The following is a 22,174-nucleotide window of genomic DNA, read 5'->3' on the forward strand; positions in this document are numbered from 1 at the left end:
AACTTATGAATCTAATTATGTATACATTAAGATCGGTGGCATATGTTATAGTTGAGCCCTCATTAATGTTAATATTAATTCTTTTAGGCGTAATGTTTTATATGAAGAATAAGAAAGTAACTGCTATGCAGCAGATGATTATAGGAGATAAAGTAAACTCTGCTTTAGAGCTTACTTTATCTCAAATAGTTTTAGGAATTTTGGCGGGCGTTATAGCTAGTTTAATATTAAGTCATTTAGGAATTGTTTTTAAAGAGAATTCTGGAATAGAAATTTTATTTATGATTTCTATATTGTTAATGTTTATAAAACCAAGATTTGTATGTTTTTCTTACTCTGCATCTATTCTTGGATTAGTTAGTTTAATTTTTACTTATTTTAATATAACAACTACTGATGGAGTAAAAATATTAAGAATAGATATAATGTCATTAATGGTTTTTGTTGGAGTTCTTCATATAGTAGAGTCTATTTTGGTAATGTTAGATGGAGAAAAGGGTGCCATTCCTGTTTTTTCGAATAAAGGAGGCAGGATTTCAGGTGGATATGCTTTAAATAGATCTTGGGTATTACCTGTAGCTATTTTTATTGCATATGCAGCTACATCTATGGGATCAACAGCAGGAGCAGAAAGTATATCAACACCAAGTTGGTGGCCTATACTCAGAACAAATGACATATTAAATGTTATAAATACAATGATATTAGGACTAATTCCGTTTTTTGGAGTTTTAGGTTATTCTTCTGTTACCTTTACGCAGAAGAAAAAAAAAGAAAGTTCTTTCTTCTGGAATTTCTATATTAATATATGGAATAATCCTAACCATTGTATCTCAGTTAGCTAGGTTTGGATTAGTTGGAGAGGTTGTAGTGTTAATTTTTGCTCCTTTAGCTCATGAAGGAATGTTAATGTTGCAAAAGAAGATGGAAGAAAAAAGAGAAGCTATATTTGTTAGTGATGAAGATGGTATATCTGTATTAGAAGTAGTTCCTTATTCTATAGCCTATGAGGCTGGGATACGAGTTGGGGATAAAATTGTATCTCTTAATGATCAGAGTATAGATGATGTAACGGAAATATATAAGATGGTTAGAAGTAGTATATATGATATAAATGTAAAAATTTTAGATATGAATGGTAATGGAAAAGAGATTACATTAAAACCACAAAGAAATAATAACTTAGGTGCTGTTTTAGTACCTAAAGTGGTGCAAAGTGATAAAGTTGTGGCTTTTGAAGATAAGAAGTTTTCTGAAGTATTAGAGAAAATAAAAGAAAAGAGAAAGGATATAAAATGATATAAATTCATTTTATATCCTTTTTAACATCTAGGAAAATATAAATTTAAGGATAATAATTTTATATTTTCCTTACCTTAAGTAGGAGGGGAATAGATATTTACTTTTCTGTGACCTGGAGCTTGCGACGGAACAAGCAAAATAAATATCTATTCCACTTTTTTGAATAAAAAGGGCTTTAAGTACTAATATTATTGACTATAATATACAAAAAAAGTAAAATAATAATACGAATATAAGTTCGAGATAGGAGATTAATGATGAATAGCTTTAAAATACATTCGAAATTTAAACCAACCGGTGATCAACCTCAAGCCATAGACACATTAGTAGAATCATTAAAAGAAAATCATAAAGGGCAGACATTACTGGGGGTAACAGGATCAGGGAAAACTTTTACTATGGCAAATATTATTGAAAGACTTCAAAGACCTACAATAATACTGGCCCATAATAAGACTTTGGCGGCTCAACTATGTTCAGAATTTAAAGAATTTTTTCCTGATAATATAGTTGAATATTTTGTATCATATTATGATTACTATCAACCAGAAGCTTATGTTCCTCAAACAGATACATTTATAGAGAAAGATGCGTCAATTAATGATGAGATAGACAAGTTAAGGCACTCTGCTACATCTGCTTTATTTGAGAGAAGGGATGTAATTATAGTTGCCTCAGTGTCCTGTATTTATGGACTTGGTAATCCAGATGAATACAAGAAATTAACTGTAAGTTTAAGAACAGGAATGGAAAAAGATAGGGATGAAATAGTAAGAAGATTAATAGATATACAGTATGAAAGAAATGATATAGATTTTAAGAGAGGAACATTTAGAGTTAGAGGGGATTCTTTAGATATAATTCCGGCTTCTTCTTCTAATAAAGGAATAAGAGTAGAATTTTTTGGTGAAGAAATTGATAGAATACGTGAATTTGATGTGCTTACAGGAAATATACTTGGTGATAGGGAGCATGTTGCTATATTCCCTGCGTCGCACTTTGCTACATCACAGGAAACATTAGAAAAAGCAATTAGTAGAATTGAGGATGAACTTGAAGAAAGATTAAGGGAGTTGAATGCTCAAGATAAATTATTGGAAGCACAAAGATTAAGACAAAGAACAAATTTTGATATAGAAATGATGAGAGAAATGGGATATTGCAGTGGAATAGAAAATTATTCAAGAATATTAGACTCAAGGGATCCTGGGACTCCACCTAAAACATTACTAGATTATTTCCCAGATGACTATCTAATGTTTATTGATGAAAGTCATGTAACCCTACCTCAAGTAAGGGCAATGTATGCTGGAGATAGATCAAGAAAAAATACCTTGGTGGATTATGGCTTTAGGTTACCTTGTGCATATGATAATAGGCCTCTTCAGTTTCCAGAATTTGAAAAGAAAATAAATCAGGTTGTTTATGTAAGTGCTACACCAAGCCAATATGAGTTAGATAATTCATCTGTTATAGCAGAACAAATAATTAGACCAACAGGATTGATAGATCCTGAAATAATTATAAGGCCAATAAAAGGTCAGATTGATGATTTGTATGCTGAAATTAAGAAGACTACAGAAAAAGGATTTAGAACTTTAATAACTACTTTAACTAAGAGGATGGCAGAAGATTTAACTAAGTATCTAACAGAGTTAGGAATAAAAACAACATACATGCATTCTGATATTGAAACAATAGAAAGAATGAAAATAATAAGGGAACTTAGGTTAGGTGAATATGATGTTTTAGTAGGTATAAATCTTTTAAGAGAAGGGTTAGATATTCCAGAAGTAGCATTAGTAGCTATCTTGGATGCTGACAAAGAAGGGTTCTTAAGATCTGAAACATCATTGATACAAACAATAGGAAGGGCAGCTAGAAATTCTGAAAGTAAGGTAATAATGTATGCAGATAATATTACTAGATCTATGGATAGAGCTATAAAGGAAACTAATAGAAGAAGAGAAATACAAGAACAATATAATGAGGAACATGGAATAACGCCAAAGACAATATTAAAGGAAGTAAGAGATGTAATAGAAGCCACAAAAGTTGCTGAAGAAGCAGTTGAATATAAAGCTGAAGAAAAAATGAGTAAAAAGGAAAAAGAAAAGCTTATTAAAAAGTATACAGAAGAAATGATGGATGCAGCTAAGAACTTACAATTTGAAAGAGCTGCTCAATTGAGGGATATGATAGAGCAATTAAAAAAATAATAAGGTGGTAAGAGGAGAAGGGGCTTTTGAAAAGGAAAAATGAAGTTATAGTGTTTTCTATTATTGTAGTATTAATAATTTCTATAATTGGGGTATTTACTACAATAGGAATTAGGTTATCAAAAGATAGTAGCATATCTTTACCTGATTTTAATAAAATTTTAAGTTGGTTCTCTAGTGAAGAAGAGGAGGAAGAAGAAGTATATGTAGAGATTGAAGAAGTAGTTTTAAAGTATGAGGATGTTAAGTACTATCCATATCAAGCAGAGAATAAAAAATGGGGATATGTAGATGAAAACATGAATGTAGTTATAGAAGCTAAATTTGATAATGCTACAATTTTTAGCGAAGGTATAGGATTAGTAGAAAAGGATAATAGATATAGGTACATTTCAAAGGATGGAAATTACATATTTGATAATGCCTATTATTATGCTAGACCATTTTGTGGTGGTTATGCTATGGCTGAAGAAAATGGTAAAAGTGTTTTAATTGACTATGATGGGGAAAAAATATGTGAAATAGATGAAGATATTTATGTTAGCAATTTTGTTGATGGCATAGCAACTTATAAGAAAAGAAATAAGTACGGATACATTGATGCTAGAGGCAATATATTAGTTAAAGCTAAATATGAGTACTGTGAGGATTTTATTAATGGAGTAGCTATTGTTAAAGATAAAGATAATTATTATCTTATTGGGAAGAATGGTAAAAAGCTAGTTAACAGTGGATTTGACTATATAAGGTCCTATGAAAATAAATATTTCTTGTGTAGTGATGATGAAAATTATTATTTGATTGATAACACAGGTAAAAAGATAAACTTACCTATTGATGAAAGAGATATTATAAGGTATCAAAAAGATGGAGTAATATTCCGTAGCGGAAATAATAAATGTGGATTTATGGATTATGAGGGAAATATAGTTTTTGAAGCAGAAGTAGATTTCGTTAATAAGGTTATCAATGGAATAAGTTATGGGGAGATATACAATGGAAGTAAGTATGAAATAGTCTGTATTGATAATAAAGGAAATATAATAGCTAATTATACTGAGTTAGGATATACCGATGTAAATGAGTGGTACGGAGAAATAAATGTATTAAGTAGCAACGAGCATGAATATTTAGTAGGTAAGATGGGGAATAAAATTGAAGATTTAAATGAAGTAATAGTTCAGTTTTATGGGGATTTTATAATACTGTCTAAAAGTGATAATACCAATACAAAAGTATATTCACAAAAGGGAAAGTTATTATTAGAATTAGATGACAGATATTATATTAATAATACAGATTTATATGGTGATGATTATGAAGAAAATATATTATTATTGAGAAATGATAAAGATGAGAATGTTACTATAAATATACATGGCAAAATTGCAAAGTAGTATTAATGCTATGACAGGTGTCATAGCATTTTTTTAATGTATAGGAAAGTATAAACAGCTTAGAAAAAATGATTTTATTATGTTTTTTTCATATTCTTCTCAATAATTGACAAGAATAAATATAAAGTTTAAAATACAATAATAGGAACTTACGTTCGCAGATTGGTTAAGTTTAATATGGACAGAATATATATATAAAATGAAGAGGGGACAAGAGTATGATAGATAAAATAGTAATTAAGGGAGCTAGAGTACATAATCTTAAAAATGTTGATTTAGAAATTCCAAGAGATAAGTTAGTGGTATTTACAGGGCTATCAGGTTCTGGAAAATCATCTTTAGCTTTTGATACATTGTATGCAGAAGGGCAAAGAAGGTATGTAGAGTCACTATCTGCTTATGCAAGACAATTCTTAGGTCAGATGAATAAGCCTGATGTTGATTATATAGAAGGATTATCACCAGCTATATCAATAGATCAAAAGACTACAAGTAAGAATCCTAGGTCTACAGTTGGTACAATAACAGAAATATATGATTACTTAAGATTATTATATGCAAGAGTTGGAACACCATATTGTCCAAAGTGTGGTAAAGAGATAAGTCAACAATCTGTTGACCAAATTGTTGATAAAGTAATGTCTCTTGGGGATAGAACTAAGATTTTAATATTATCTCCACTTATAAGAGGTAGAAAAGGGAATCATGAAAAAGTAATAGAAACAATAAAGAAAAATGGTTTTGTCAGAGCAAGAATAGACGGAGAGATATACGATTTATCAGAAGATGAAATAAAGTTAGAGAAGAATATAAAGCATAATATAGAAGCAGTAGTAGATAGAATAATTATAAAGGATGGAATAGAGGGAAGGCTTACAGATTCTTTAGAAACAGCCTTAAAGCTAGGAGAAGGATTAGCACTTGTAAGTGTTATAGGAGATGATGATATATTATTTAGTGAAAAATTTGCTTGTCCTGATTGTGGAATAAGTATAGATGAACTAGCTCCTAGATTATTTTCTTTTAATTCACCATTTGGTAAATGTGATTATTGTGATGGTCTAGGAACTCTATATGAAATAGATCCAGATTTAGTAATACCAGATAAAAGTCTAAGTCTTATGGAGGGGGCAATTTCAAGCTGGGGAGCTGGAAGGTTAAAAGATGACTCTTGGACTTATGCAATACTTCAAGCTTTAAGTAAGGAATATGATTTTTCACTTAATACTCCAATAAAGGATTTACCTAAGGAAATAGTAGATGTAATTCTTTATGGTACTAAGGGAAAGAAACTTAATGTTACTTATACAAAGGAAGGGGTTACTGCTGAATATAATTATTCATATCCAGGAGAAATCAATAATTTAACTAAAAGATATAGTGAAACAAATTCAGATATGATGAAAAATGAAATCGAACAATATATGAGCGATAATCATTGTCCAAAGTGTAGTGGAGCAAGGTTGAAAAAAGAGGCCTTATCCGTTAAGGTTGGTGGGAAAAATATTTATGAATTTACAAGTATGCCAATTAGAGAAGAATTAGAGTTTTTAGATGGAATAGAATTCTCAGAGAAAAATAAAATTATTAGTGAGCAAATATTAAAGGAAATAAGAAGTAGATTAAATTTCCTAATAGATGTAGGATTAGATTATTTAAATTTATCAAGAAATTCAGGTACTTTATCAGGAGGAGAATCACAAAGAATCAGGTTAGCAACACAAATAGGATCATCTTTAATGGGAGTTCTTTATATTTTAGATGAACCAAGTATAGGTCTTCATCAAAGAGATAATGATAAATTAATAGCTACATTGAAAAACTTAAGGGATGTAGGTAATACTGTTATAGTTGTAGAACATGATGAAGATACAATGAGAGAAGCAGATTATATTGTAGATATTGGACCAAGAGCTGGTGAACATGGTGGGGAAATTGTTGCAGCTGGAACATTTGATGAGATAGTAAATAATGAAAAATCAATTACTGGTCAATATTTGAGTGGGAAGAAAAAAATAGATGTTCCTAAGGTAAGAAGAAAAGGAAATGGCAATAAGATTACCATTAAAGGAGCAAAAGAAAATAATTTAAAAAATATAAATGTTTCAATACCGTTAGGAACTTTAACAATGATTACAGGGGTTTCTGGATCAGGGAAGAGTACATTAGTTAATGAAATCTTATATAAAGGATTAAATAAGATTGTAAATAGAAGCAAAAATCCAGTAGGCTCACATAAAGAAATTACGGGATATGAAAATATTGATAAAATTATTGATATAGACCAAAGCCCTATAGGAAGGACTCCAAGATCAAATCCTGCTACATATACAGGAACTTTTGATATAATAAGAGAATTGTTTGCTAATACTACTGAAGCAAAAATGAGAGGATATAAGCCAGGTAGATTTTCTTTCAATGTAAAGGGGGGAAGATGTGAAGCTTGTTCAGGTGATGGAATAATAAAAATAGAAATGCAGTTCTTATCAGATGTATATGTACCTTGTGAAGTATGTAAAGGTAAGAGGTATAATAGAGAAACTTTAGAAGTAAAATATAAAGGTAAGAATATTGATGATATATTAAATATGACAGTGGAAGAAGGACTAGAGTTTTTTGAAAATTTACCAAGGATAAAGAATAAGTTACAAACATTATATGACGTAGGACTAGGGTATGTAAGATTGGGTCAACCATCTACCCAATTATCTGGAGGAGAAGCACAAAGAATAAAGTTAGCATATGAATTATCTAAAAGAAGTACAGGAAAAACATTATATATACTAGATGAGCCTACAACAGGTTTACATATAGATGATGTAAGCCGATTAGTTGAAATATTACAAAGATTGGTAGATGCAGGAAATACAGTTGTAGTTATAGAGCATAATTTAGATATGATTAAGTGTGCAGATTATATTATTGATTTGGGACCAGAGGGTGGAGATAAGGGAGGTACTTTAATTGTTCAAGGTACTCCAGAAAAGGTTGCTAAATGTGAAGAATCCTATACAGGTAAGTATCTAAAGAGGATGATATAAATCTTAAATTATTCTTAGTTAAGTATAAATATTATGGTTTTATATAACTTTTGTTGTATAATCTACTTATATATGAAAAGTTTTCGAGGTGAAGTTATGAATTTTACGAAATTATCTGCCATAGTATTTGGAATCTTTTTTATAATTTTATTATATTCTTTAATATACTCAGCATTAAAGATAATGTATAAAGATGTTAAAGGTGGCGGAAGAAGAAGACCTTCAGAATCTAGGAAAAATCATGGGTTGGAAGTAATAGAAATTAGTGAAGAAGGAAACTTAAAGAAGGGTTCAGTAATTCCAGTTAAAGGTATTATAACTATAGGGAGAAAAGAGGATAACTCTATTATATTGCAAGATTTACATGTATCAGGTAATCATGCAAAGCTAATTGTTAAGAACAATGTGTTGTTAATTGAAGATTTAAATAGTACAAATGGAACTTTCGTTAATGATAAGAAAATTAATGGAAGGGTCAAATTATTTAGCAAAGATATAGTTACAATAGGAACAACTAAGCTTAAGGTATTAGGTTAACTGGAAGAGTTAGAGGTGATTATATGAAAATGCGAAAGGATGAAAGAAAGTTACTTATACTTACTTATATTTTATGTATAGGCCTTTTTAGTAATCTAGCTATATTATCTGATCCTATAGATAAAAAAGCACTTATAATTGGTGGAGCATTGTGTTTAGTTATAGGATATTCACATTTTGTTATAAGAAGATTTTATCCAGATGGAGATAAATTTTTATTGATTTTTGCAGGAATTTTGTCTGTAATCGGAATAGCCATGTTATATAGACTAGAAACATCACTGGCTATAAAACAAATAGTTTGGTTTATAGTTGGTATTATTGTGTATATTTTGACAGTTGTAATTGTACCTAATATTAGGAGCTTTGCAAAATATAAAACTATATACCTAGTAGCAACTCTTATTTTTGCACCTATGGCCTTATTATTGGGAAAAGAATTAAATGGAGCAAAAAACTGGGTATTCTTAGGGCAATTTGGATTTCAGCCTTCAGAGTTTGGAAAGATATTTTTAGTAATATATCTGGCATCAGTTTTGAAGGATTTTGATAATACGAAAAAGGGATTTGAACATATTAAGCAGCTTATTCAGCCTGCTATAGTAGTAATGATTTTCTTAGGATGCTTAGTTTTACAGAGAGATTTAGGATCAGCATTAATATTCTTTGGAATATCAGTATCAGTATTGTATATCGCTACATCAAAGAAAAAGTATGCCTTTACATGTCTTGGTCTTTTTGCATTAGGGTCAAGTATAGCATATAAGCTGTTCCCACATGTAAGAACAAGAGTTGATATATGGAGAAATCCTTGGGCAGATCCTAATGGATATGGATATTATCAAGTAACTCAAGGATTATATTCAATATCTTCTGGAGGTATGCTTGGTTCTGGCTTAGGACAAGGATATCCAGGATTTGTTCCTGTAAAGGAAAGTGATTATATCTTTGCAGCAATATGTGAGGAGTTTGGAATAATATTTGGAATAGGAATATTGATAATATTTTTCTTGCTGTTTTATAGAGCGATAAGAATAGCATTTGTAACGGATGATAAATTTTCCCAATTAGTTGCTGTTGGATTTAGTATAATGATTGCATGTCAAGCTTTAGTAATTGTAGGCGGTATATTTGCAGTTATTCCTTTAACAGGTATAACATTACCTTTTGTAAGTTATGGTGGTAGTTCTATGGTAACTATGTTCTTTACCTTAGGTTTATTACAAAAGGTTTCAGAGGAGGGCTAAAGATGAATGATTTTAAAGATAGTGTAAAAAAAGTAATGATAATATTTTTATTCTTCTTTGTAGCTCTAATATCATATATAGCGTATTTTCAAACATTTAAGGCGCCTGATATAGCAGCTGATGCTGGAAATAAAAGATTATGGGCAAAGAGAAATGAAGTTGTTAGAGGAACTATATACGATAGAGATAAAAATGCACTAACTAAGAGTGAAAGAACAGGGACTTTAACTCAATCTAGAGAATATGTATACGGAGATTTATATGTACACGCATTAGGTTATGCCAGTCAAAAGTATGATTTATCAGGTTTAGAAAAAACTTTTGATACAGAGCTAACTACATATAGTAGTGTGCAAGTTGGATTAAGAAATTTCTTTAAGGATTTAAGTTTTGAATCATTAAAAGAAGCATTTAAAGATAGAAGTAAAGAGGAAAATAAAGTAGGTAATGGAGTTATAACAACATTAGATTATGACGTTCAAAAGGCTGCCTACGATGCGTTAGGAAATAGAAAAGGGGCTGTAGTTGCTTTAGATCCTAATACTGGAGAAGTACTAGCAATGGTATCAAAACCAACATATAATCCTAACGATTTAGAAACAGTAATGAATAAAATTAATGCTGGAGAGGATTTAGGAAGCCCACTTATAAATAGGGCTACTTCAGGTAAATATCCACCTGGATCTACTTTTAAGGTTATAACAACAGCTAGTGCCCTTGAAAATATTGATGGAATAACAAAAAGAATTTTTGAAGATAAAGGAAAGATAGAGCTTGGTGGTGGTCAATCTTTATCTAACAGTCAAAATAAAGTTTATGGAAATATTGATTTAAAAAAAGCTTTCCAAGTTTCTAGTAATGTAGTGTTTGGTACTTTAGCACAAGAGTTAGGAAATAAAACTCTAAAACAAACAGCAGAAGATTTTGGATTTAATAAAGATATTCCTTCTACAGGGTTCTCAATTTCAAAAAGTGAATTCCCTACTCTAGAAAATTATGAAGTAGGTATGATAGCGCAATCAGGTATAGGTCAAAGTAGTATTGTTTCAACTCCAATACAGATGGCTCTAGTAGCAAGTACTATAGCTAATGATGGGGTAATGATGGAACCTAAGCTTGTTAATCAAGTAGTAGACTTAAATATGAATGTAGTAAAGAAGTATGGAGATAAAAAGTATGGTCAGGTACTTCCTACTAGTGATGCAAGGACAATAAAAGACTATATGGTTAATATGGTTAAAAATAACTTTGGAAATAGATCATATTTTAGTGGTATTAATGCAGCAGGTAAAACTGGAACAGCTGATCAAAGAGATAGTAATGGTAATTTACAAAAGCCTCATGCTTGGTTTATAGGTTTTGCACCAGCAGATAATCCTAAAATAGCAGTAGCTGTTATAGTTGAAAATGGAGGATATGGTTCAGAAGCAGCTGCACCAATTGCAGGGGCAGTAATGAAAGCAGCATTAAAATAGTAATAATGAGGAGAAGATTATAGAATTAATCTTCTTCTTTTTATTTATACTAGGAAAATATACAATTTTAATTTTATTATATTTTCATATTAAAAAATTAATAAGCTATAGATAAAATAAATGTTATAAATAATAATATGTAGAACACTAATATAAAAAGAGTTAGAATAAATTTAGGAGGTGGTTAAAATATTTGATTTTGAATATCAACTAAAAGTTTTGCCTGATAAGCCAGGTGTATATTTAATGAAAAATAGCTTAGGAGAAGTTATATATGTTGGTAAGGCTAAGATACTTAAAAATAGGGTGAGACAATATTTTCAAAATTCAAAAAATCACTCAGAAAAAGTTCGATCTATGGTAAAAAACATAGCTGAGTTTGAATATATAGTAACAGATACAGAGATGGAAGCCTTAATATTAGAGTGCAATCTAATAAAGAAGTATAGTCCTAAATATAACATAGCACTTAAAGATGACAAGTTTTATCCATTTATAAAGATTACAACGAATGAAGATTTTCCTAGGGTGTTTGTTACGAGAAACTTTGTGAGGGATGGAAATAAATATTTTGGGCCTTATACAAATGTAACTGCAGTATATGAGACCATTAACCTAATTAGAAAGATATTTCCTATAAGAACCTGTAAGAAGAATATTGTTGAAGGAGAGGCTCCTACAAGGCCTTGTTTGAATTATCACATAAAAAGATGTATGTCACCATGTGGTGGATATATATCAAAAGAGGATTATAATAAAATAATTGATGAAGTTTTAGATATTTTAAATGGTAAAGATAAAAGTATACTTAAGAAGTTAAAAGATGAAATGCAAGAAGCATCTATGGAGCTGAAGTTTGAGAAGGCTGCATCTCTTAGAGATAAAATTTTAGCTATTGAAAATTTAGTTGAAAAGCAAAAAATGTTTAGGGTTACTGAGGGGGATGAAGATTTCATTAATTTATATAAAGATGAAAAAGACACATGTGTTCAAGTATTCTTCCTTAGAGATGGTAAGATAACTGGCAGAGAACATTTTATGTTAGAAAATACAGCTGATGAAAGTGATGAGACAATAATAAGTCAGTTTATAATTAATTTTTATTCTGGAGCAGGAAAAATTGCTAAAAATATTTATGTCCCTGTAGTAGAGGATTTAGAGCTATTAGAAGAATTTTTAACTATAAAAAGAGAATCTAAGGTTTGGATAAAGGTACCACAAAAAGGTGAAAAGAAAGATTTATTACAAATGGTTAGGGATAATGCGAAACTAACCTTGGAGCAATTCAAAGATAAAATATTAAAAGAGAAAGAAATTAATAGAGTTTCTGTAGGTGAACTTCAAGAAGTTTTAAATTTAGAAGAACCTCCTTTTAGAATTGAAGCATATGATATATCAAATATACAAGGTGTAGATTCTGTAGGAACTATGATAGTGTTTGAAGAAGGTAAAGCAAAAAGCAGTGATTATAGAAAGTTTAGAATAAAAACTGTAAAAGGTGCTAATGATTATAATAGTATGAGGGAAATATTAACAAGAAGGTTTGAGCATGGTTTAAGGGAGATAAGGGAAATTCAAGAAAGAAATTTGGATTTTTCTAAGGGAAAGTTTTCTAGTTTTCCAGATTTGATTATGATGGATGGTGGAAAAGGTCAAGTTAATGTTGCATTAGAGGTATTAAATGAATTAAATATAGATATAAATGTTTGTGGGTTAGTTAAGGATGATAAACACCAAACAAGAGGTATTATATATAATAATAAAGAAATTATAATAAATAGAAATTCTAATTTGATGCAACTAATTAGAAGGATACAAGATGAGGTCCATAGGTTTGCTATTACATATCATAGAACATTAAGAGATAAAAGAACATTACATTCAGTATTAGAAGATATACCTAATGTTGGGGAGAAGAGAAGAATTGCCTTGCTAACTAAGTTTGGAAACGTGGATAATATAAAGAAAGCAACTATAGAAGAATTATTAGAAACGCCAACAATAGATAGAAGAACTGCTGAAAGTATATATTCTTATTTCAATCAGAAGTAACATTTTATACTTAATATGATATAATAAAAAAATATAAGGTTAAGAAGTTGTAACTTGTTAAATAGTTGATATTATTTTATACTATTTAAAGATTATTTTTGAGAATACTTTTAAGGAGCGTAGTATGAATCAATATTTAAAGTATATAGATAGTTTTAAGAAGATATATGATGATTCTGAGATAAAGATAGATGAAAATATGAGCAATCATATTCATTTTAAGGTTGGTGGACCAGTGGATATATTATTGATTCCATCAAAGGTAAGCCAAGTAGTGGAAACTTTAAAAATATGTAAGAACGAAAATATTCCTTATTTTATAATAGGAAATGGTTCTAACTTGTTAGTTAAAGATGGTGGAATTAGAGGAGTAGTTATAAAATTAAGCAATTTATTATCTATAGAAGTAAATGGTAATATAATAAAGGCTAGTAGTGGTACTCTTTTAGAAGATGTATCTAAGAAGGCAGTAGAAAATTCTTTGACAGGATTTGAATTTGCATGTGGTATCCCTGGTTCTGTAGGTGGTGCTGTATTTATGAATGCTGGAGCTTATGATGGTGAAATTAAGAATGTAATAAAAGAAGCTGAAGTGTTAGATAGGGATGGAAACATAAAGGTATTATCTAAAGAAGAACTTGAACTAGGATATAGAACATCTAAAGTTATGAAGGATAATTTAGTAGTAATAAGTGCAACTTTTGAGTTGACTAAGGGAGATAAAGAAAAGATACGAGAAAGAGTTAATGAACTTACAGAAAAAAGAGAGTCTAAACAGCCTTTAGAATATCCATCAGCAGGTAGTACGTTTAAGAGACCAGAGGGATATTTTGCAGGTAAACTTATTCAAGATGCAGGATTAAAGGGAGCATCACTAGGAGGAGCTGCTGTATCTGAAAAACATTCTGGTTTTGTTATCAATAAAGATGGTGCAACAGCAGAAGATGTATTAAATTTAATAGCCCATGTTCAAAATGAAGTTAAAAAGCAATTTGGAGTGGAACTTCATACTGAAGTAAGAATAATTGGAGAAGACAAATAGAGGGAAATATAGATAAAGGGAGCCTTTGGATAGGCTCTCTTTATTTCTTTACATTTAGTATTAGTGGGAGATATTTGTTTTAATGTGACTTGGACCTTAGGATAGAACAAGGAAAATAAATATCTCCCACCTTTTTTATTTAAATGATTAAATGCAAGTGATATAATAGTTAAATAAAGGAAGGGGAGATATAAATGATTGGTGTTATTATATTTGCAATTATAGGGTTAGGTTTATTAATGTTTGGATTGAGAATTAAGGTATCTAAGAAAATAGATTCTATTTCTTCTATTAATGAAGAAAGGTTAAGAAAGATAAAAAATAGGGATAAGGTGGCAAGTGATTTTGGTAATGGGATGATTTTATTGGCAATAGCATGTTTTGTTTGTGCAGGTCTTATTTATTTTGCAGGAAGAGTTGGCTCATTTATAGGATTAATATTAATTATAATTGCTTCAACAAGATGGAGTAGTTTAAATTCTAGTATAGATGAGAAGATAAAAAGAAAAGAGTATTAATTAAAGAGTTCTATTATTAAGTATATAAAAGTAAAATGAATAAGGAAGATTTCATTTGTGGTCAATCTAGAATGTTATAAATCTATAGAGCACCTCCTTTAATATATAGTTGATACATTAAAGGGGCCTATCTTAACATTAAGTAGGAGGATTGGCTATGACAGTAGGTTGTTTAAGTGCAATACTAATTGGTTGCTCTGCGTTAGCAGTGATAGCTTACAATGTTTACGAAAAGAAATTTAAGTAGGTGAAATCTTCTTTTTGAAAGGTGTATTGGAATGACTTTCTCATTCTAATACACCTTTTGTTAAATAAATGTTTTGTGCAGTTATTATAGGTTAATACCATTTGATGTGTGATATAATAGGTGTAAATAGTAAGGTTTAGTAGGAGGTAAAGTATGAGATTTGTAATAGTTACAGGATTATCAGGAGCAGGAAAAACTGAAGCTACTAAAAGCTTAGAAGATATGGGCTATTTTTGTGTAGACAATTTACCACCAAGGCTTATTCCTAAATTTGCAGAAGCATGTAACTCTGGTAATATTGAAAAGGTGGCTTTGGTTATAGATATAAGAGGAGGCGTATTCTTTGATGATTTATTTGAATCATTAATGTATTTAAAATCTAGTGAGTTTAAATACGAAATATTATTTCTAGATGCTTCTGATGAAATTCTAGTGAAAAGATTTAAAGAAGCTAGAAGAAGCCATCCTCTAGCACCGCAAGGAAGAGTATTAACAGGTATTAGTGAAGAACGAAATAAGTTAAGGGAAGTAAAAGATAGAGCAGATATTATAATAGATACTTCAAAATACGCTATAAGAGATTTAAGAGAAAAGATAAATGAGTATTATGGAGATGTTAAATCACCAGAGAAGCAGTTATCTATAACTATATTAAGCTTTGGTTTTAAATATGGTATTCCTGTAGATTCTGACTTGGTGTTTGATGTTAGGTTTATTCCCAATCCATTCTATATACCAGAATTAAAGAAGTATTCTGGTAGTGATGAACCAGTAAAAAAATATGTGTTAGATCAAAAAGAAACCCAAGGCTTTATTGAAAAATTAGAAGATATGTTAAGATTTTTAATACCTAATTATATAAAAGAGGGGAAAAGACAACTTATAGTATCTATTGGATGTACAGGTGGAAGACATCGTTCAGTTGCAATAGCTAATGCAATACATGAACAATTACTTAATGATAGCTTTGACTCAAGAATAGAACATAGAGATATCAGTGAAGACCTACATAAAGGAGTAAAGAAACTATGAGGTTTTCAGACTGGTTAAAGCCTGGAATTAAGGTTAAGAGATGGGTTGTATTTGGGGTATTTGGTATATTATTAATAGCCTTTGGTTTTACAGAATTAGTTACAAAGAGACTTTATGATTTTTACTATAAAATGTTTTATATATTTTTAAACTTATCAGGTTTATTTGTAATATATATTTCGGTTACAGAGGCAATGAAGTCAATAATTGTACTTGTTAATAAAGGGTATATTAAAGTTTCATTAGACAGTAAAAAAATTGAAAGTATGATTTATGAAAAAAGATTACTTGTAAGGGGTCCTAAAATTGTAGTAATTGGTGGAGGAACTGGTTTGTCTACAATGTTAAGAGGACTTAAGTATTATACATCTAATATTACGGCCATTGTTACTGTAGGAGATGATGGGGGAGGCTCGGGAACATTAAGAGAAGACTTGGGAATTCTACCACCAGGAGATATAAGAAACTGTATATTAGCATTGGCAGATACAGAACCTCTTATGGAAGATTTATTGCAATATAGATTTAAAGATGGAACCTTGAAAGGACAAAGCTTTGGTAATTTATTTTTAGCTGCTATGGATGGTATATCAGATAATTTTGAAGATGCAGTTCAAAAGATGAGTTCGGTATTAGCGGTTACAGGAAAAGTTTTACCTGTAACTTTAGACGATATGCAACTTGAAGCAATACTTGAAAATGGAAATAAGGTTATAGGAGAATCACAAATTCCTGTTGAGGCATTAAATCAAAAGTCTAAAATAAAAAAGCTTATGATAAATCCAGAAAATGCAGAGCCTTTAAAGGACGCTTTAGATGCTATAAAAGAAGCAGATGCAATTGTAATAGGTCCTGGAAGCTTATATACTAGTATAATTCCTAACCTTTTAGTAAAAAAGATTAGCAATAGTGTAAGAAAGAGTGATGCTATAAAAATATATGTTTCAAATATAATGACTCAACCAGGAGAAACAGATAATTTTGATGTATCTGATCATGTTAAAATAATAAAAAAATATGGTGGTAAAGAGATCGTTGATTATGTAATAGCTAACAGTGGAGAAATATCTGAAGAAATAAAAAGTAGATATTTAGAAGAAGGTTCTACATTGGCTAAGTTAGATATAGATAAATTAAAAGATTTAAGTGTAGAAGTTATTTGTGATGATTTAATAAAAATAAAAAATGGAACTGTTAAGCATAATGCAGATAAGCTTGCAGAGATTTTAGCTGATACAATAATGGAGAAAAAGTTATTGTATGATAGAAAGAAAATTATTGAGTATATGTATTTATCACAAAGAATTAAGGATAGAGAAAAAATTAATAAGGACATTGGATTGTAAGAACTACCAAGTAAAGGTAGTTCTTTTCTTATGTCGTTTATAGTATTAATTTATGTTATAATTAAATATTATAAAATAATAGTTTTTTAGATAAAAGGAGAAATACCATATGTCATTTTCATCAAAAGTAAAAGGAGAAATTTGTAGATATGTAGATATAACGAAGTCTGAAGCATTAGCACAAATATCTGCAATTATGAAGGTAAGTGGAACTATAGGATTTAGTGGAAAAGGTATAACATTTAGAATAACTACAGAGAATCCTGGGAGTGCGAGATTAATATTTACATTATTAAAAGATAATTTTAATATACATTCTAAGTTAATGGTTAAAAAGAGTAATTCTCTAAAAAAGAATAATATATATATGGTTGTTATTGATGAAGAGATGGGTGTGAGAAATCTTCTTAAGGAAACGGGTATATTACGAGAAATTGATGGCGTTATGAGTATTAACTATAGGATAGAGGATGAAATGGTAAAGGATGATGAAGAAAGAAGAGCTTATATAAGAGGTGCTTTTATTGGCGGTGGTAGTATAAGCAATCCAGAGAAGACATATCATCTAGAATTTGTAACTCATAGCGAAGAATATGCAGTAGACTTGTCAAAACTTATAAATAGTTATGGATTAAATTCAAAAGTTATCCAAAGAAAAAATTCTTATATCATTTATATAAAAGAAGGGGAGCAAATTGTAGATTTACTTAATATAATTGGGGCTCATTCTTGTCTTCTAGAACTTGAAAATATAAGAATAATGAAGGAAATGAGAAATAACGTAAATAGATTGGTTAATTGTGAAACTGCTAATTTATCTAAGACAGTTAATGCAGCTGTAAGGCAAGTGGAAAGTATAAAACTTATTCAATCACAAATAGGTTTACAAAGACTTCCTAAGAATTTAAGGGAAATTGCAGAATTAAGACTAAATTATCCTGATGAATCTTTAAAAGAACTTGGAGAAATGTTAGATCCACCAGTTGGAAAGTCAGGAGTAAATCATAGATTAAGAAAAATTGAAAAAATAGCTGAAGAATTAAGAGCTAGTGAATAGAAAGGAAGTGAAAGTGTGGGGGAAAAGAAATTCTGCCACCTTCATCTTCATACGGAATATAGTTTATTAGATGGTTCGGGAAAGGTTTCTAAAATTATAAAGCGAGCTAAGGAATTGGGCATGGATAGCATAGCTATCACCGACCATGGAGTTATGTATGGTTGTGTGGAATTCTATAAGCAAGCTGTAGATCAAGGTATAAAGCCTATCCTAGGATGTGAAGTATATGTTGCAAGCAAATCAATGTATATAAAGCAAGTGGATAAAGAAAATTCAACTAACCATTTAGTACTTCTTGTGAAGAATGAAGTTGGATATCAAAATTTAATGAAGATTGTTTCACAGGCATCTATAGATGGTTTTTATTACAAACCAAGAGTTGACCACGAATATCTAAAAAAGCATAGTGAGGGGATTATAGCTTTAAGTGCTTGTTTAGGTGGAGAGGTACAAAGTAATATATTAAAAGATAATTATGATAAGGCAAAAGAGATTGCATTACTATATAAGGATATATTTAAAGAGGGGTTTTATTTAGAACTTCAAAATCATGGAATGGATGAACAGAGAAAAGTAAATGAAACTAACATAAAAATATCTAAAGAGACAGGAATACCTTTAGTTGCTACAAATGATGTACATTACATAAATCAAAAGGATTCAAAATCACATGATATATTAATGTGTATTCAAACAGGTAAAACAGTAGAAGATGAAAATAGAAGACGATATCCTTCAGATCAATTTTATCTTAAATCCCCAGAAGAAATGTGGGATATGTTTTCGTACATACCAGAAGCTTTAGAGAATACTATAAAGATTGCTGAAGAGTGTAATTATGATTACAAATTTCATGAATCTAAGTTGCCAAAGTTTCCACTTCCAGAAGGAACTGATCCATATGAGTATTTAAAAGAAACATGCTATAAAGGTTTAATAGAAAGATATGATGTATTTGAAAGCTTAAGAAATAAAGAATTAAATTACCAAGATGTTAATTTAATTGTGGATAAAAGTAAAAAAGCTAAAGAATATGTGGATAGATTAGAATATGAGCTTGGTATTATTAAACAAATGGGGTATGTTGATTATTTCTTAATCGTTTGGGATTTTATAAGATTCTCTAATGAAAATGGAATACCAACAGGTCCAGGAAGAGGATCAGCAGCTGGATCTATAGTAGCATATACTCTTGGGATAACTAAAATAGACCCTATAAAATATAGCTTACTATTTGAAAGATTCTTAAACCCTGAAAGAGTAAGTATGCCAGATATAGATTCTGACTTCTGTTATGAAAGAAGACAAGAAGTTATAGACTATGTTGTAGAAAAGTATGGAGTAGATAATGTTTCGCAGATTATAACATTTGGAACAATGGCACCAAGAGCATGTATAAGAGATGTAGGAAGAGCAATGAATTATCCTTATGCAGAAGTAGATAAAATATCTAAAATGATTCCTACTATGCTTGGAATTACAATAGATAAAGCATTAGAGTTAAACCCAGAGCTTAAGAATGAATATGACACTAATGATAGGGTAAGAGCTCTTATAGATGTTAGTAAAGACTTAGAAGGACTTCCAAGGCACTCTTCAACTCATGCAGCTGGTGTAGTAATTGCATCAAAGCCATTAGTTGAATATGTACCACTACAAAAGAATGAAGAAATGATAGTAACTCAGTTTGGTATGACAACTTTAGAAGAATTGGGGCTATTAAAAATGGATTTCCTTGGGCTTAGAACATTAACTGTAATGAATGATGCAGTAAAGATGATAAAAGAGAACCAAGGGGTAGATATTGATTTAGATAAAATAAATTTTGAAGATGAAAAAGTTTATAAGATGCTTGGTGAAGGGAAAACAGCAGGTGTATTCCAGTTAGAATCAGCAGGTATGACTTCCTTTATGAAGGAATTAAAACCAGATAGTTTAGAGGATATAATTGCGGGAATTTCGTTATATAGACCAGGTCCAATGTCAGAAATACCAAGATATGTTGAGTGTAAGAATAATCCTGATAAAGTTAATTATATAGTGCCAGAACTTGAAGATATATTAGATGTTACATATGGAGTAATGGTATATCAAGAACAAGTTATGGAGATAGTTAGAAAGCTTGGCGGATATTCTATGGGTAGAAGTGATATGGTTAGAAGAGCCATGTCTAAGAAGAAACATAAGGTAATGGAAGAGGAAAGAAAGAACTTTATATATGGAATAACAGATGAAAATGGTCATGTTGAAGTTCCAGGCTGTGTTAGAAATGGAATTAGTGAAGAAGCAGGTAATAAGATTTTTGATACAATGATGGATTTTGCATCTTATGCATTTAATAAGAGTCATGCTGCTGCTTATGCTGTAGTAGGATATCAAACGGCTTATTTAATGAGATATTATCCAGTTGAAACTATAGCAGCCATGCTTAATTCTGTTATGGGTACAGCAGAAAAAGTATCTAATTATATAAAGTTTGCAGAAAGTCAAGGAATTCAAGTTTTACCACCAGACATAAATGAGAGCTATTCAAAGTTTACTGTTAAAGGTGATAGTATTAGATTTGGCTTAGCAGCTATTAAGAATGTAGGGTGGAACGTTGTAGAAAGTATAGTTAAATCAAGAAAAGAAAAAGGAAAATTCACATCCTTAGAAGATTTAATAGATAAAATTGATCTTACAGCAGTTAATAAAAGAGCTATAGAAAGCTTAATTAAAGCAGGTGCATTAGATGGATTTAAAGTATTTAGATCAAGACTATTGGCTGTATTTGAAAAAGTTATGGATGGTGCATCTAATGAAAGAAAGAGAAATATTGATGGTCAAATGAGTCTTTTTGGCTTAGCTGAGGACGCTATTGATATTCCAAAGATTGTTTTTCCAAATATAAAAGAGTTTGATAAAAGACATATTCTTTTGATGGAGAAGGAGATGACAGGCTTATATTTATCAGGTCATCCATTAGATGAATATAAACAAAGCTTAAAGTTACAGACATCAACTACCATTGAAACTATAGAAAAATCATATGAAATATTCTTAGAGAGTATAAATGCCGAGTTAGATGAAAGCATGATTAGTGAAGAACCTATAATTAATGATAATGATACAGTAATAGTTGGTGGTATACTAACAGAAGTTAATCAAAAAGTAACAAGAAACAACACCATGATGGCTTTCTTAAAGTTGGAGGACTTAACTGGTACTATAGAAGTAATAGTGTTCCCTAAAGCTCTAGATAGACTTAGAGATATAATAAAAGAGGATACCTTAGTAAAATTAAAAGGTAGAGTAAGTATAAAGGAAGATGAGTTACCTAAAATTATATGTGAAAACATAGAGGGATTAGAAAAAATTAATGGTAACAAACTTTATATAAGAGTTAAGGATAAAGGGGCAATAAGAGAAGCTAGTAATGTTATAAAAAATATCATAGGAGATTACTTGGGAAATACTCCTATATATTTATTTGATGCAGAAAAAAGGCAAAATTATAGATTATCTAAAGATAAATGGATAAATGAAGATGATGAAGTTATAGAAAATTTAAAAAATCACTTCGGAGAAGAAAATGTTAAACTTATAGAAGGATAGTCTAAAAAGCTGTATTAGCATTAAAATTTTGTGCTAATATGGCTTTTTTTTAATGTTAAAGTATAATA

At 30.0% G+C, this 22,174-nt stretch carries 15 protein-coding genes; all 15 read left to right on the forward strand.

Annotated features, from left to right (window positions below; translation table 11 throughout):
- Positions 1-5 precede the first annotated feature (5 nt).
- Positions 6-845: a hypothetical protein gene (locus DR024_RS17925; RefSeq protein WP_242983065.1), complete on the forward strand. Its 840-nt coding sequence runs from the start codon at positions 6-8 to the stop codon at positions 843-845.
- A gap of 25 nt (positions 846-870) precedes the next feature.
- Complete coding sequence (locus DR024_RS17930; protein ID WP_242983066.1) at positions 871-1,299, forward strand: PDZ domain-containing protein; 429 nt, start codon at positions 871-873, stop codon at positions 1,297-1,299.
- Positions 1,300-1,559: 260 nt separating this feature from the next.
- Complete coding sequence (gene uvrB, locus DR024_RS00270) at positions 1,560-3,521, forward strand: excinuclease ABC subunit UvrB (protein WP_055254541.1); 1,962 nt, start codon at positions 1,560-1,562, stop codon at positions 3,519-3,521.
- 26 nt (positions 3,522-3,547) lie between these two features.
- On the forward strand, positions 3,548-4,918 hold the full coding sequence (locus tag DR024_RS00275; protein ID WP_027097269.1) for a WG repeat-containing protein: 1,371 nt from the start codon (positions 3,548-3,550) through the stop codon (positions 4,916-4,918).
- Positions 4,919-5,136: 218 nt separating this feature from the next.
- Positions 5,137-7,959 carry an excinuclease ABC subunit UvrA gene (gene uvrA / locus DR024_RS00280; RefSeq protein ID WP_055254539.1) on the forward strand — a complete coding sequence of 941 codons (2,823 nt, stop codon included), beginning with the start codon at positions 5,137-5,139 and terminating at the stop codon, positions 7,957-7,959.
- Positions 7,960-8,055: 96 nt separating this feature from the next.
- Positions 8,056-8,496: an FHA domain-containing protein gene (locus DR024_RS00285; RefSeq protein ID WP_027097267.1), complete on the forward strand. Its 441-nt coding sequence runs from the start codon at positions 8,056-8,058 to the stop codon at positions 8,494-8,496.
- 23 nt (positions 8,497-8,519) lie between these two features.
- Positions 8,520-9,743 (forward strand): FtsW/RodA/SpoVE family cell cycle protein, encoded by a 1,224-nt coding sequence (locus tag DR024_RS00290; protein WP_055184853.1) that lies wholly within the window; start codon positions 8,520-8,522, stop codon positions 9,741-9,743.
- A gap of 2 nt (positions 9,744-9,745) precedes the next feature.
- Positions 9,746-11,218, forward strand: coding sequence for a peptidoglycan D,D-transpeptidase FtsI family protein (locus DR024_RS00295; protein WP_027097265.1), 1,473 nt, complete (start codon positions 9,746-9,748; stop codon positions 11,216-11,218).
- A gap of 189 nt (positions 11,219-11,407) precedes the next feature.
- Positions 11,408-13,270, forward strand: a complete 1,863-nt coding sequence (gene uvrC / locus DR024_RS00300) for an excinuclease ABC subunit UvrC (RefSeq protein ID WP_055184877.1) — start codon at positions 11,408-11,410, stop codon at positions 13,268-13,270.
- A 124-nt stretch (positions 13,271-13,394) separates the two neighbouring features.
- Positions 13,395-14,312 (forward strand): UDP-N-acetylmuramate dehydrogenase, encoded by a 918-nt coding sequence (murB, locus tag DR024_RS00305; RefSeq protein WP_027097263.1) that lies wholly within the window; start codon positions 13,395-13,397, stop codon positions 14,310-14,312.
- A gap of 194 nt (positions 14,313-14,506) precedes the next feature.
- The gene (locus DR024_RS00310) at positions 14,507-14,830 is read left to right on the forward strand and encodes a hypothetical protein (RefSeq protein ID WP_055184851.1); all 324 of its coding nucleotides are present in this window, start codon (positions 14,507-14,509) and stop codon (positions 14,828-14,830) included.
- A 400-nt stretch (positions 14,831-15,230) separates the two neighbouring features.
- Entirely contained in the window at positions 15,231-16,109 is an 879-nt protein-coding gene (gene rapZ / locus DR024_RS00315; RefSeq protein ID WP_027097261.1) for an RNase adapter RapZ, read from the forward strand.
- Complete coding sequence (locus DR024_RS00320; protein WP_027097260.1) at positions 16,106-17,455, forward strand: gluconeogenesis factor YvcK family protein; 1,350 nt, start codon at positions 16,106-16,108, stop codon at positions 17,453-17,455. The genes rapZ and DR024_RS00320 overlap by 4 nt, the downstream gene beginning before the upstream one ends.
- 109 nt (positions 17,456-17,564) lie before the next feature.
- A complete protein-coding gene (whiA, locus tag DR024_RS00325) occupies positions 17,565-18,512 on the forward strand; it encodes a DNA-binding protein WhiA (RefSeq protein WP_027097259.1) in 948 nt (315 codons plus the stop codon).
- 15 nt (positions 18,513-18,527) lie between these two features.
- The gene (locus DR024_RS00330) at positions 18,528-22,106 is read left to right on the forward strand and encodes a DNA polymerase III subunit alpha (RefSeq protein ID WP_055254536.1); all 3,579 of its coding nucleotides are present in this window, start codon (positions 18,528-18,530) and stop codon (positions 22,104-22,106) included.
- The last annotated feature ends 68 nt before the right edge of the window (positions 22,107-22,174 follow it).

Origin of the sequence: Clostridium paraputrificum, assembly GCF_900447045.1 — a bacterium.
Taxonomy (GTDB): Bacteria; Bacillota; Clostridia; order Clostridiales; family Clostridiaceae; genus Clostridium; species Clostridium paraputrificum.

Excerpts from the sequence above, each read along its gene's own strand:
- uvrA (WP_055254539.1), top strand. The coding sequence starts at position 5,137 with ATGATAGATAAAATAGTAATTAAGGGAGCTAGAGTACATAATCTTAAA.
- DR024_RS17925 (WP_242983065.1), top strand. The coding sequence starts at position 6 with ATGAATCTAATTATGTATACATTAAGATCGGTGGCATATGTTATAGTT.
- DR024_RS00310 (WP_055184851.1), top strand. The coding sequence starts at position 14,507 with ATGATTGGTGTTATTATATTTGCAATTATAGGGTTAGGTTTATTAATG.
- whiA (WP_027097259.1), top strand. The coding sequence starts at position 17,565 with ATGTCATTTTCATCAAAAGTAAAAGGAGAAATTTGTAGATATGTAGAT.
- DR024_RS00320 (WP_027097260.1), top strand. The coding sequence starts at position 16,106 with ATGAGGTTTTCAGACTGGTTAAAGCCTGGAATTAAGGTTAAGAGATGG.
- DR024_RS00285 (WP_027097267.1), top strand. The coding sequence starts at position 8,056 with ATGAATTTTACGAAATTATCTGCCATAGTATTTGGAATCTTTTTTATA.
- rapZ (WP_027097261.1), top strand. The coding sequence starts at position 15,231 with ATGAGATTTGTAATAGTTACAGGATTATCAGGAGCAGGAAAAACTGAA.
- uvrB (WP_055254541.1), top strand. The coding sequence starts at position 1,560 with ATGAATAGCTTTAAAATACATTCGAAATTTAAACCAACCGGTGATCAA.
- murB (WP_027097263.1), top strand. The coding sequence starts at position 13,395 with ATGAATCAATATTTAAAGTATATAGATAGTTTTAAGAAGATATATGAT.
- DR024_RS00295 (WP_027097265.1), top strand. The coding sequence starts at position 9,746 with ATGAATGATTTTAAAGATAGTGTAAAAAAAGTAATGATAATATTTTTA.
- DR024_RS00290 (WP_055184853.1), top strand. The coding sequence starts at position 8,520 with ATGAAAATGCGAAAGGATGAAAGAAAGTTACTTATACTTACTTATATT.